At 71.6% G+C, this 12,291-nt stretch carries 12 protein-coding genes; 8 read left to right on the top strand and 4 right to left on the bottom strand.

Going from position 1 to position 12,291, the window contains the following annotated elements; translation table 11 throughout:
* Positions 1–7: 7 nt before the first annotated feature.
* From ACIBH3_RS09935 to ACIBH3_RS09925, 3 genes are all read right to left on the bottom strand, one after another.
* Positions 8–955 (bottom strand): D-2-hydroxyacid dehydrogenase family protein, encoded by a 948-nt coding sequence (locus ACIBH3_RS09935; RefSeq protein ID WP_396311429.1) that lies wholly within the window; start codon positions 953–955, stop codon positions 8–10.
* Positions 956–1,046: 91 nt separating this feature from the next.
* Positions 1,047–1,802 carry a TauD/TfdA family dioxygenase gene (locus tag ACIBH3_RS09930; protein WP_396311428.1) on the bottom strand — a complete coding sequence of 252 codons (756 nt, stop codon included), beginning with the start codon at positions 1,800–1,802 and terminating at the stop codon, positions 1,047–1,049.
* Positions 1,803–1,987: 185 nt separating this feature from the next.
* Positions 1,988–2,779: a sulfite exporter TauE/SafE family protein gene (locus tag ACIBH3_RS09925; protein ID WP_396311427.1), complete on the bottom strand. Its 792-nt coding sequence runs from the start codon at positions 2,777–2,779 to the stop codon at positions 1,988–1,990.
* Positions 2,780–3,541: 762 nt separating this feature from the next.
* Here ACIBH3_RS09925 and ACIBH3_RS09920 point away from each other — a divergent pair.
* The 8 genes from ACIBH3_RS09920 to ACIBH3_RS09885 all read left to right on the top strand — a co-directional run bounded on the left by ACIBH3_RS09920 (position 3,542) and on the right by ACIBH3_RS09885 (position 11,375).
* A complete protein-coding gene (locus ACIBH3_RS09920) occupies positions 3,542–4,627 on the top strand; it encodes a pyridoxal phosphate-dependent aminotransferase (protein ID WP_396311426.1) in 1,086 nt (361 codons plus the stop codon).
* A 76-nt stretch (positions 4,628–4,703) separates the two neighbouring features.
* Positions 4,704–5,594 carry a diiron oxygenase gene (locus ACIBH3_RS09915; RefSeq protein WP_396311425.1) on the top strand — a complete coding sequence of 297 codons (891 nt, stop codon included), beginning with the start codon at positions 4,704–4,706 and terminating at the stop codon, positions 5,592–5,594.
* Complete coding sequence (locus ACIBH3_RS09910; protein ID WP_396311424.1) at positions 5,591–6,457, top strand: hypothetical protein; 867 nt, start codon at positions 5,591–5,593, stop codon at positions 6,455–6,457. Before ACIBH3_RS09915 ends, ACIBH3_RS09910 begins: the two co-directional genes overlap by 4 nt.
* 54 nt (positions 6,458–6,511) lie before the next feature.
* A complete protein-coding gene (locus ACIBH3_RS09905) occupies positions 6,512–6,763 on the top strand; it encodes an acyl carrier protein (protein WP_396311423.1) in 252 nt (83 codons plus the stop codon).
* Positions 6,760–7,788 (top strand): pyridoxal-phosphate dependent enzyme, encoded by a 1,029-nt coding sequence (locus ACIBH3_RS09900; protein WP_396311422.1) that lies wholly within the window; start codon positions 6,760–6,762, stop codon positions 7,786–7,788. The genes ACIBH3_RS09905 and ACIBH3_RS09900 overlap by 4 nt, the downstream gene beginning before the upstream one ends.
* Positions 7,766–8,368, top strand: a complete 603-nt coding sequence (gene epsC, locus ACIBH3_RS09895; RefSeq protein WP_396311421.1) for a serine O-acetyltransferase EpsC — start codon at positions 7,766–7,768, stop codon at positions 8,366–8,368. The genes ACIBH3_RS09900 and epsC overlap by 23 nt, the downstream gene beginning before the upstream one ends.
* Before the next feature lie 13 nt (positions 8,369–8,381).
* Entirely contained in the window at positions 8,382–9,809 is a 1,428-nt protein-coding gene (locus tag ACIBH3_RS09890) for an NAD(P)/FAD-dependent oxidoreductase (protein WP_396311420.1), read from the top strand.
* Positions 9,810–9,935: 126 nt separating this feature from the next.
* The gene (locus ACIBH3_RS09885) at positions 9,936–11,375 is read left to right on the top strand and encodes a cation:proton antiporter (protein WP_396311419.1); all 1,440 of its coding nucleotides are present in this window, start codon (positions 9,936–9,938) and stop codon (positions 11,373–11,375) included.
* On the opposite strand, the gene ACIBH3_RS09880 is transcribed toward ACIBH3_RS09885, so the two are convergent.
* Complete coding sequence (locus ACIBH3_RS09880; RefSeq protein WP_396311418.1) at positions 11,296–12,255, bottom strand: helix-turn-helix transcriptional regulator; 960 nt, start codon at positions 12,253–12,255, stop codon at positions 11,296–11,298. The two genes, ACIBH3_RS09885 and ACIBH3_RS09880, sit on opposite strands and share 80 nt — an antisense overlap.
* Positions 12,256–12,291 lie beyond the last annotated feature (36 nt).

Genomic DNA, 12,291 nt, shown 5'->3' with positions numbered 1-12,291 from the left:
CCGGTGGCTAGAGCACGCGGACCGGCCGGCCCGCGAGGAAGGCGCCGACGCACTCGACGGCGTCCGAGTAGCTCAGTTCGAAGTTGCCCCGGGTCGCGTAGCCGATGTGCGGCGTCAGGACGGTGTTGGGGGCGCGCAGGATCGGGTCGGAGGCCGGGATCGGCTCCACCGGGTGGACGTCCAGGCCGGCGCCGGCGATCCAACCGCCGTGCAGGGCGGTGAGCAGCGCGTCCATGTCCACGATCGGGGAGCGGGAGGTGTTGACGAGGTAGGCGCTCGGCTTCATCAGCCGCAGCTCCGCCTCGCCGACCACGCTCCTGGTCCGCTCGCTGTACCGGAGATGGATCGAGACGTAGTCGGAGCGCCGGAACAGGTCCTCCTTGGAGACCGCTTCCACGCCCGCCTCGGCGCCCTGCTCGGGGGTCAGGTTCTGGCTCCACGCCAGGACGTTCATCCCGAACGCGGCACCGACCGCGGCGACCCTGCGGCCCAGTCTGCCGAGGCCGACCACGCCGAGGGTCGCGCCGGCGAGGTCCAGGCCCACGGTGCTCTGCCACCGGCCCGCGCGCAGGGCGTCCTGCTCCGCGCCGGTGTGCTTGGCCAGTTCCAGGATCAGCGCCCAGGTCAGCTCGGCCGCCGGGTGGGGCAGCATGGCGGTGCCGCAGACGGTGATGCCCAGCGAGCGCGCCGCCGCCACGTCGATGGCGGCGTTGGCCATCCCGGTGGTGATCAACAGGCGGAGCTTGGGCAGCCGTTCCAGCAGGGCGGCCGGGAACGGCGTGCGCTCGCGCGTGGCGATCACCGCGTCGAACTCCTGCAAACGCTCCACCAGCGCGGCGGGGTCCGTCAGGTGGTCCGGGAAGAAGGAGACCTCGGCCTGCTCGGACAGCTGCTGCCAGCAGTCGAGCGCGGCGGCCGGCCCCTGGTAGTCATCGATGACGGCGACCCGAAACACGTGTAGCTCCCCTTCCGTCCGATCACCGCCGGGTCTGTGGCGGCGGTGCCCTGCCGGCCCGCGCGGGGCGGCGGCAGGGCACCGGTCGATGCTATGCGCTGATCGGGGCGGCGATCTGAACGCGCTTCAGGTGCCTGGTCGGGTCCTCGAACGCGTTGCGGGAGTGCAGCATCCGCCAGTTGTCCCAGATGATCATGTCGCGCTCCTGGTACTCCACGGCGACGTGGCTCTCGTCGTAGATCTCCTTGCCGAGCTCCAGCAGCCGGGCCGCCAGCTCGTCGCCCTCGGGCACCACCAGGTTGTTGTAGGAGAAGCGGAAGACCAGCTCGCCGTCGATCTCCTCCAGCACCGGGTGCTCCGCGTTGTGCTGCACGCCACGGCGGGCCAGGCCCTCCGTCGACTTCCACGCGTAGGTGGTGTCGGTGAAGTGCTTGCGCTCGTCCTCGGTGAATTCGCGCAGGATCCGGTTGCCGTCGAGCATGGTCGTCTCACCGCCCAGGCCCGAAGCCGGCTTCACGCACCACAGGGCCATGTAACGCGGCGGGGTGCCGCGGAACTCGTACCCCTCGGTGTGCGGCACCAGTGGTCGGCGGTTCTGCGCATGGTAGATGTCGTCCATGTCGGCCTCGGGCTTGAGGTCGCCGATCACGGTGCCGGTGGGCGTCGGCTGGAAATCACCGAGCTCCTTGAGGAATGCCACGTGGTCGAAGCTGTCCGGGACATTGACGATCTGGACATAGCCGTTGTTTCCCAGCAGCTGGCGGAATGCGTACTTGAGGACGCTGTCGGGCAGCAGGTCGTTGTTGACGTCGTAGCAGGAAAGAACACTGTCGGGCGACTTCGGCATTATGACTTCCTCTGGTCTACCTGATTTCCCGGGACGAGGCTCTTCCCGCCCCCGGTGAACCATCGTTGCCGCCCATGCACCGCAATGCCAGGCGCTAAACCGTCGCTCCGCAGACTGTCCGTTTGTCGCCACCGGAACACTCCGTGCGCAATCAGCCAAATCGGACGAACGGGCGCTGCGCCACCTCAGGCGAACTCTGCGTACCCCAACCGCACCACCATGACCGCCACCACGACCAGCAGGACGGCCCGGACGAAGCCGCTGCCGCGGGACATCGTCATCCGGGCGCCGATCAGCGCGCCCAGCACGTTGAACAGGGACATCCCCAGCCCCAGCACCCACAGCACGTTGCCCTGGAGCGCGAACACCAGCAGCGCGCCCAGGTTGGTGCCCACGTTGATCGTCTTGACGGTGGAGAGGGCTCGGATGAACTCCAGGCCGAGCACGGTGGTGAAGGTGATGATGAGGAAGGTCCCGGTGCCGGGACCCACCAGGCCGTCGTAGAAGCCGATCCCGCCGCCGGCCAGCAGCACCAGCCAGGCGACCCGCCGCCGCTCGGGGGCCTGCCGCTGGGCGTCCGGGCCCTCGCCCTTCGGGCTGCCCGAGCCGAACTGCGGCCGCAGCAGCACGAAGACGGCCACGCCCACCAGCAGCACCAGGATGACGGGCCGCAGGAAGTCGGAGGAGACCGCCGTGGCGACGACCGCGCCGGTGGCCGAGCCGACGACCGCCGCGCCGCCGCCGATCACCGCCACCTTGCGGGAGATGGGGTGCTTGCGCCGGTAGGCCAGGGCGGCGGCCAGGGTGCCCAGCGTCGCGGCCAGCTTGTTGGTGCCCAGCACCGAGGCGACCGGGAGCGAGCCTCCCGCGAGCAGCAGTGCCGGGAGCTGGAGCAAGCCCCCGCCACCCACCACCGCGTCGATCCACCCGGCCATCGCGGCCACCGCCAGCAGAGCTAGTACGGCTTGCCAGTCCATGAATTAACGATTCCTCAGCGTGTAGGACCGCCCCCGATCGGACGGCCGGGCAACGGACACAAAAATGCACGTGCCCGGCAGTCGTCGATTGCCGGGCACGTGCTCAGGGGTTCAGCTTCGGCCCCAGCCGGTGTCCATCTGCGGAACGCCCCAGCCGGTGTCACCCGGGAGATCGATCGTGGTTCCAGCGGCGGCACTCACGACGGAGGCGCCGGCGGTCGGCGCGGCAGAGGCCTGTACGACCCCGAAAGTCGCGGAAAGCAGACATCCGCCGAGGAGCAGAGCGAGCACGGGACGGCGGACGGTGTGAATCTGAGCAGACATAACCGGATCCTAAGAACGAGGCGGCCGCCGGTGGGGTGGCGGCCGTGCGTTTACGCCTCAATTCTCGCCGACTTCAGATACGAATCAAGGGACGACCCTGCGCACGTTTCCGTCAGGCGGGATGCGACAAGTGGTCAAACCATCGCCATACCGGGCATTCACCCACAGCGACGGCATCGGCACGCGCTGGGACCCCTGGACGCAAGGTAGGCCACGCGGACCGCGCTGCCAAGGGTGCGTGCAGACGAAGGATCCTGACGGTTTGCCGCCCGTGGACGATTTGTCCGCCTGACGGCAACGAGCCAGTCGAGGAGCCGCCACGACCTCGGCTGGAGATCACCCCGCCGGACCGGGAAGCATCGTCGGGGCCCGGCCGGCCCGTTCGGCCGACCCGGCGAACCCACCGGCGCCACGCCGCACGAACGAGATGTGAGAGCCGTGGTCGAGACCTATTCCATCCAGAAGTGGCTGTTCGAATCAGCGAACGGCAGGTACGACATCGATCTCGCCGCCAGCGGGGTCCAGTTCCTGCACACCGGCGACGTACGGATCGCCGACGAGTGGCCACTGAACTACAGCCTGGACCGCGGGCTGCCCGAGCTGCGGGAGGCCGTGGCCCGGCTGTACGGCGGTGCCGTCCGCCCGGACTCCGGGGTGCTCATCGCCCACGGGGCGCAGGAGGCCCTCTACCTCTGCTACCGCACGCTCCTCTCCCCGGGTGACCACGTCATCGCCACCGTGCCCGGCTGGCAGCAGTCCTGGGCCGTGCCCCGGCACATCGGGTGTGACGTGTCGCTGCTGGCCTGGACGCCCGGGGAGGCGTTCGACCCGCGGCGCCTGGCGGAGCTGATCCGCCCGGACACCAGGCTGATCGTGCTGAACAGCCCCGGGAACCCGTCCGGATGCCTGATCCGGCCCGAGGAGTGGGCCCGGATCACCGAGCTCGCGGCCGCCAACGGCAGCTGGATCCTCAGCGACGAGGAGTTCGCCCTCGATCTCGACGGCTCGGTGATCAACGGCTACGACCGGGCGATCTCGGTGTCCGGCCTGTCCAAGACCTACGGACTGCCCGGACTTCGCCTGGGCTGGGCCGCCGGCGCCTCGCCCGAGGCAGTCGAGCTGCTCGAACTGATGGTCAACTACAAGCGGTACACCACGATGTGCAACTCGCCGCTGAGCGAGCGCATCGCGGTGGACGTCCTGGCCGAGCGGGAGCGCCACCTCGCCCGCTATCGCGAGCTGCTGGCCGCCGGACGCACCCTGCTCGACGGATTCGCCGCCGAGCACGCCGACGCGATCTCCCTGGTGGCACCGGAGGGGACGCCGTTCGCCTGGCTCCGGCTGCCCGGGCGGACCGATTCCACCGCCCTCGCCGAGCGGCTGCTCGCGGAGCACCGGGTCCTGGTGATGCCGGCCGAGGTGTTCGGCGCCGAGCACGGTGTGCGGCTGACCTACGCCCGCCCCCAGGACGTGCTGGCCGAGGGGCTCGCCCGCTTCGGACAGCTGCTGCGGCCGGCGCGCTGAGCGCCCGACGCACCCGCAGTACGCACGGGACCCGGCACGCACAGGACCCGGCACGCACAGGACAAGGAGGCACCCGATGACCACTGCCGCGGACGGCGACACCCAGCGCCTCGTCTCGGTGCTCGACCGGCTCGGCCGGATGGCGGTCGAGAGCTACTACAACCCCTACCGGATGTTCGAGTGGCCCGACTCGCTCCCCACCGACCGGCCCTGGATGAGCCCCGCCCTGCTGAGCGTGCACGGCACCTCGGCCCAGGGGGAGCTCGACGAGCAGCAGCTGCTGGCGCTGAGCCGCTGGGAGAGCGTCAACTTTTACAGCCTCAACGTCCACGGCATCCGGGAGCTGCTGACCGAGGTGATCAACCGGGTACACACCCCCGGCTTCGAGATCGCCTCCGAGTTCTTCCACCACTTCATCGGCGAGGAGAACGAACACATGTGGTTCTTCGCCGAGTTCTGCCGCCGTTACGGCGGGAGGATGTACCGGTTCCCACGGCTGCGCACCTCGACCGCACCGATCCAGGACCCGGACGTCGAGAGCTTCCTGGTCTTCAGCCGGATCCTGATCTTCGAGGAGATCGTGGACCACTACAACGCGCACATGGCCGTGGACGAGTCGCTGCACCCCACGGTCCGCGAGATCAACCGGATCCACCACAAGGACGAGTCCCGGCACATCGCGGCCGGCCGTGAGCTGGTCACCATGCTCCACGCGCGGCTGCGGCGCCGGCACACCGCGGCGGAGCTGCGCTCGATCGGGGCCGGGCTCCAGGAGTACCTGCGGTTCAGCCTGCACTCCTTCTACAGCCTGGACGCGTACGAGGACGCCGGGATCGCCGACCCGCTGGCCTTCCGCCGCAGGCTGATCGAGGACCCGCGGCGGCAGGAGATCGACCGCTCCACCGCCCGCAAGCCCGTGTCCTTCTTCCGCAGGCTCGGCGTCTTCGAGGAGGTGACGGCGCGGTGACGACGACCCGGACCGTGCCGCCCGGCGGGGTGAGGACCGATGCGGGCCTGGCCACACTGGGCCCCGAGGCGACCCGCCTGGTCGCCGCACTGGACGAGGTGTTCCTGGCCTGGGCGGTGCAGGCGGGCGCGGTCGAGAAGACCCTGCCGCCGCTCCTGCCGGTCGCCGAGCTGGAGGCGCTCGGGGTCTACCGGAACTTCCCGCAGCTGGCGATGGTCGCCTCCGCGCTGCGGGCCGAGGAGGTCGCCGAGGCGGGCGCGCTGCCCGGGGAGATCCCCGCGACCCTGCTGGAGGCCGCGCAGCTCGCCCTCCCCTCGGCGACCTGCTACGGCGTGTACCTGGACCTGAAGGGACAGGAGATCCCCGACGGGAGTGTCGTCACCGCCGTCGCCGGCTGCTACCGCAACGAGACGCGCTTCGACGGACTGCGCCGCCTGCGGGCCTTCCGGATGCGCGAGATCGTCGCGCTCGGCTCCCCGGAGCACACCCAGCGGCACCTGGCCCGGTTCCGCGACGTCATCCTGCGGTTCGCGGAGCAGGCCGGCCTGGAGCTGGAGGCCACGGTGGCGACCGATCCGTTCTACGACGCGGAGGGGCCGCAGGCCGCCTGGCAGCGGCTCAGCCCCGTCAAGCACGAGTTCGTCCACGGCGGCGACCTCGCCGTGGCCTCGGTCAACGCGCACCGGACCTACTTCGGCGACCGCTGCGCGATCTCCCTGGCCGGCTCGGGCGCCAGGATCTCCACCAGCTGTGTGGCCTTCGGCCTCGAACGCTGGGTCCACGCACTCGGCGAGGCGCACGGCGGTGACTGGGACCGGATCCTCGCCGCCGTCGAACGCTCCCGCGCGGTGTCCCTGCGCTGAGACCGGCTCCCACGCCGACCCACCTTTCACATCCCATCGGGCAACGAGGTCACCATGGTTCAAGCGAGCAGCGCACTGGCCGAGGTCGAGGAGTGGATCCTCGCCCGCAACGAAGGCGTGTCCGGGGTCGGCCCGGACACCGACCTGATCGAGGGAGGACTGCTCACCTCGCTCTCCTTCGTCGAGCTCACCTTCCTGCTCGGCCGGATCACCGGGCAGAAGCTCCGCGTCGACGAGCTCCACATCGACCAGTTCCGCACCCTGCGGGCGATCGGCGACAACTTCCTCGCCGGCGCCCGCCGATGAGCACCGAGGCACCGGCGGGCCTGGACCTGTCCCTGTCGGGACCGCCACCGGCGCCGCCGGACGAGACGCTCGCCCTCGCCCGGTACCCCGCCCTACGGGAGTTCCGCGACCGGCTCGGGAGCACCCCGCTGATCGAGGTGCCCGGGCCGGCCGGCGGCGCCCGGATCCTGGCGAAGGTCGAGTCCGCCAACCCGTTCGGCTCGGTCAAGGACCGCCCGGCGTACGCGCTGCTCTGCGACGCGGTCAACCGCCACGACCACGCCGCCCGCCCGCTCAAGCTGGTGGACTTCTCCGGCGGCAACCTGGCCAGGGCGCTCGCCGGGCTCGCCGCGCTCACCGGGATCCCGGTGCGGCTCGCCGTACCGGACTCCATCCCGGCCAGCCTGCTCGCCACGCTGCGGGCCGCCGGCGCCGAGCTGGACTTCGTGCCCGCCGACCGGTTCCTGTACGGCATCATGCGCCGCGCCGCGGACATCGCCGAGCAGGACCCGAGCTGGACCCTGCTGCACCAGCACCGCAACACGAGCAACCCGGCCGTCCACGAGTTCATGACCGGCGCGGAGATCACCGAGCAGCTGGGGGCGAGCACCCCGGGGCACTGGGTGGCGGCCGTGGGCACGGGCGGCACGCTCACCGGGGTGGGGCGGGCACTGCGCCGCCGCCTCCCCCGGATCGGGGTGGTCGGCGTGACCCCGCTGGAGATGCCGTACGGCACGGACCGCCCACCGAACGGCGGCCCCAAGTTCGCCGGCGCCGGCGGCATCGGCTACGGCCTGCGGCAGCCGTTCCTGGACGGCCTGCTCCCGGGCGTCGTGCACCGGACGGTGTCGTACCGGCAGGCGCTGACCGCGATGGGCGAGTTCAGGGCCCTGACCGGCATCGCGATCGGGGCGTCGTCCGCCGCCAACTGGCTGACGGCCCAGGAGATCGCGGCCGGCCTGGGCGGCGACGAGAGCGTGGTGACCTTGTTCGCCGACGCCGGCACGCCGGAGGACTGGGACCGTGTCGCGACCCTGCGGCCCTGAGGTGGCCGGCCTGCTGCCGACCGTGCGGGAGGACCTGCGCACCGTCCTGCACCGCGACCCCTCGGTCGCCACCCTGCGCGAGGCCGCCCTGCACCCGCCGCTGCTGGCGGTGTGGACCCACCGGCTCGCACACCGGCTCTTCGCCCGCGGCCACCGGATCGGCGCCCGGCTGCTCTCCCAGCTGGGCCGGTTGCTGACCGGAGTGGAGATCCACCCCGGGGCGCGGATCGGCCGGCGGCTGTTCATCGATCACGGCGCCGGGATCGTGATCGGCGAGAGCGCCGTGATCGGTGACGACGTGACGATCTACCACCAGGTGACGCTGGGCGCCGTCGGATGGTGGCGCGACAACCGCCGCCCGCCCGGCGAGCGCAGACACCCCCGGGTCGGGCACGGAGTGGTGCTCGGCACCGGATCGACGCTGCTCGGCCCGATCGACGTCGGCGACGCTGCGGTGATCGGGGCGCACGCGCTGGTCACCACCGACGTCCCCGCCGGCGGGCGTCTCGTCGCACCGGCCGCCCGGCCCCTGCTCCACCCGCGCGCCGGGCGCTCCCTGACCAAACGAAGCCAGAGCTGAAAGAGGTACACACGTGCTGAACGCAACCGAGCCGGCGCACAAGAGGGTGATCGTGATCGGCGGCGGCCCCGGCGGCGCGACCGCCGCGGCACTGCTGGCCCGCGCCGGGGTCGAGGTACTCCTGCTGGAGCGGGAGAGCTTCCCCCGCTACCACATCGGCGAGTCACTGGCGGCCTCCTGCCGGGTCGTCATGGAGCTGTCCGGCGCCCTGGAGGCGGTCGCCGCGGCCGACTTCCCGATCAAACGGGGTGCGCTGCTGCGCTGGGGCGCCGAGGAGGACTGGACCATCGACTGGTCCAAGCTGTTCGGTGAGGACGTCAGCTCCTGGCACGTCGACCGGGACGTGTTCGACAAGATCCTGCTCGACAACGCGGGCACGCAGGGGGCGGAGGTCATCTGCGAGGCCACGGTGAAGAACGTGGTCTTCGACGGCGACCGCCCGGTCGCCGTCGAGTGGCGCCGCAACGGCGAGCCGGACACGGTGATCCGCACGGGCTGCGACTTCCTGATCGACGCCTCCGGCCGGGCGGGTGTGCTGTCCAACCAGACCTTCCGGCACCGCCAGCCGCACGAGATCTTCCGCAACGTCGCGATCTGGGGGTACTGGGAGGGCGGCCACACCCTGCCGAACACCCCCGAGGGCGGGATCAACATCCTCTCCGCGCCCGACGGCTGGTACTGGGTGATCCCCCTGAAGGACGACCGGCTGAGCGTCGGCTTCGTCACCCACCAGAGCAACTTCGTCGAGCGTCGCAAGACCTTCGCGTCCACCGAGGCGATGCTGGAGAAGCTGGTCGGCGAGTCGGAGACGGTCAGCTCGCTGCTCGCCGAGGCACGGTTCGGCGGCCCGACCCGGGTGGAGCAGGACTTCTCCTACGTCGCCGACACCTTCTGCGGCCCGGGCCACTTCATGGTCGGTGACGCCGCCTGCTTCCTCGACCCGCTGCTCTCCACCGGTGTTCACCTGGCGATGTACAGCGCGATGCTCGCGGCGGCGAGCATCCTGGCCGTCGAGGACGGCGACGTCGGCGAGGACCAGGCACTGGCCTTCTACGAGGCCACCTACCGCCACACCTACTCGCGGTTGCTGGTGCTGGTAGCCGGTGTCTACCAGCAGTACCAGGGCAAGGACAGCTACTTCTGGCTCGCCCAGCGGATGGTGAAGGAGCGGGAGAGCTTCACCCGGCCCAACGACGCGTTCACCGAGCTCACCTCGGGGCTCACCGACCTCAGGGACGCCGAGGAGCGCCCCGGCCGGGCGGAGGTCCAGGCCCTGCGCGAGGAGGCCGAACGCGCCAGGCTCGGCGCCGACCGGGCCGCGGCCGGGGCCGGCCGGCCCGGACTCGCCGTCTTCCGGCTGGAGGCGTCCGACCTCTACGACGAGGAGACCGGCCTGCACCTGGTCACCGGCCCGCGGCTCGGGCTGCGCAAGTCCGACTGAGGCCCCGGGCAGCGGTCTTCACCATCCGGCGCCTCGGAACGGGGCGCCACGAACAAGGCTCCATGGGCGACGCCCCTCAGCGACGTCCATCAGCAACGCTCCGCGAGCAGAACGAGGGGGACTCCGGTGGCCACCGGCAGCGAGAACACCGTCGGCAGCACGGCCCGGCCGGCCCGGCGGATCACCGCGGCGGGGCTGGCGGGACTGGTGGCACTGGCCGCCGCCGTGGCCCTGTGGGGCCCGGCGGCGGCCCGGGGCGCCGTGCACCACCAGGGGGCCGACCCGGTGGTCCGCTTCCTGCTCGCCGTCGCCGTGGTCATCCTGGTCTGCCACCTGCTGGGCGCGCTGCTCGCCCGGCTGGCCCAGCCACCGGTGGTCGGGGAGATCCTGGCCGGCCTGCTGCTGGGCCCCTCCGCCCTCGGCCTGCTCTGGCCGCGCGGCGAGGAGCTGCTCTTCACCCCGGCGGTCGTCGGCGCCCTCCAGCAGGCCTCACAACTCGGCCTGGTCGCCTTCATGTTCCTGCTCGGGTACGAGCTGCGGCTCGACACCATCCGGGAGCACCGCAGGACGGTGGTCCTCACCAGCCTGGGCTCCCTGCTGCTGCCGTTCCTCCTCGGCTCGGGCGTCGCCCTGCTCGGGCGCTCCGCGCTGGCCGGCACCGGCACCGACTCGACCGCGTACGTGCTCTTCCTCGGCCTGGCGCTGTCCATCACCGCGCTGCCCGTCCTCGCCCGGATCCTGCTGGACCTCGGGCTGGACGGCTCCCTCGCCGGGACCCTGGCCGTGGGGTGCGCCGCGGTCGGGGACGCCGTGGCCTGGATCGCCCTGGCGGGCATCCTCGCCATGGGCGGGGTGAGCGGCGGCGGCCTGGCCGCCGCCGGATCGGCCGTCTTCGTGATCTGCTTCGCGCTGCTGGTCGTGCGCCCCGCCCTGGCCTTCGCCGTCCGCCGGCTGGAGCGCACGCCCAGGGGTGAGCAGCTCCTGCTGCCGGTGCTGCTCACCGGGGCCATCGGCTTCGCGCTCCTGACCCAGCTGGCCGGGCTGCACCTGGTGATCGGGGCGTTCCTCTACGGCGCTCTGCTGCCGCGCGAGCGCCCGGCCGTGGAGCGGGCCGGCGCCCAGCTGCGCGGGTTCACCCTCGCCGTGCTGCTGCCGCTGTTCTTCGCCTGTGTCGGGCTGAGCACCTCCCTGGGCCTGCTCGGACGCTCACCCGGCGCCTGGCTGCTGTGCGGCGCGGTGCTCGCCGTGGCCGTGTCGGGGAAGTTCCTCGGCACCGCCCTGGGAGCGCGCGCCGGCGGCCTGCCGCGCACCGACGCCGTCCGGCTCGGCATCCTGATGAACTGCCGTGGCATCACCGAGCTGGTCGTCGCCTCCATCGGACTCAAGTACCGGCTGGTCAGCCCGCTGGGGTTCACCATCCTGGTGCTGATGGCGCTGGTCACCACGGCGGTGACCAGCCCGCTGGTGGTGCGCCACACCCGTGGCCTCACTGCTCGTCGAGCAGGCCGTGGCGATGGATCAGATAGCCGGCCTGGAGCCGGCTGCTCGCCCCGAGCCCTTCGGTGATCTTGACCAGCCGGCGTTGCAGGGTACGCATCGAGATCCCCAGCCGGCGTGCCACCGCGTGGTCGCTCTCCCCGCTCACCAGGAGGCGCAGCAGCGTCTGATCCATGTCCTCGGACACGGTCTGGATCTGTTCGCGATCGTGGTCGACCGGGAACTGGTCGGCCTTGAGCCAGATGTGCTCGAACGCCTGGACCGCGAAGTCCACCACGCTGCTGTCCCGGACCACCACCGCGCCCCTGGGGGCGTCGACCAGCGAGATCAGCGCGACCTTGCGGTCGAAGACGATGAGCCGCATCAGCGTGGCACTGGTCGTGCGGACCTCCCCGCCCAGGTCCGCCAGCCGCTCGACGTACGCCGCGGTCGCCTGGTGGAACCGCGCGGGGTGCTGGTACAGCGTGCGCATCCTGATTCCCCGGCGCAGCATCCCCTCGTCCCGCTCGACGGCCTCCGTCAGCTCGTCCACGCTGCGCCGGCCGCCCGGCTGGGCGGTCAGCACCTCCTCGCGGCAGGCCGCCGCCTGCTGCTCCAGCATGGCCAGCACGTCGTCGAGTTCGGGCAGGACCTGGAGCCCCTCGCTCTCCCGCCCGCGCTTGGCGCGGTGCTCGAAGAGCGGCTGGAGCGCCTCGATCTCGTGCCGCAGCCGCTCGACCTCCTCCATCTGCTGCCGCAACCTGTTCTCGATCGGCATCGCGACGAGTAACGCCGCGGAGTCCGGGCTCACGGCCGTGACGGCGAGTTCCGGGCCGGACCCGTCCTCGTTCAGGAGCCGCAGCGCCGCCAGACGACGGATCGAATCCTGGGCCTCCGTACGGGAGATCGCGAGGCCGGCCGCGATCGCGCTCACCCCCCGGCGGCCGCTCTCCACTACGTACTCGTACAACCGGCGGTCCCCGTCCGCGAGGTAAGCCTCGCCGGT

Origin of the sequence: Kitasatospora sp. NPDC050543 (assembly GCF_044457565.1) — a bacterium.
GTDB lineage: Bacteria > Actinomycetota > Actinomycetes > Streptomycetales > Streptomycetaceae > Kitasatospora.
This window is presented reverse-complemented; position numbering and strand designations above follow the sequence as displayed.

Coding starts and splice junctions, on each gene's coding strand:
- ACIBH3_RS09925 (WP_396311427.1), bottom strand. CDS start 2,779: ATGGACTGGCAAGCCGTACTAGCTCTGCTGGCGGTGGCCGCGATGGCC.
- ACIBH3_RS09905 (WP_396311423.1), top strand. CDS start 6,512: ATGGTTCAAGCGAGCAGCGCACTGGCCGAGGTCGAGGAGTGGATCCTC.
- ACIBH3_RS09930 (WP_396311428.1), bottom strand. CDS start 1,802: ATGCCGAAGTCGCCCGACAGTGTTCTTTCCTGCTACGACGTCAACAAC.
- ACIBH3_RS09915 (WP_396311425.1), top strand. CDS start 4,704: ATGACCACTGCCGCGGACGGCGACACCCAGCGCCTCGTCTCGGTGCTC.
- ACIBH3_RS09900 (WP_396311422.1), top strand. CDS start 6,760: ATGAGCACCGAGGCACCGGCGGGCCTGGACCTGTCCCTGTCGGGACCG.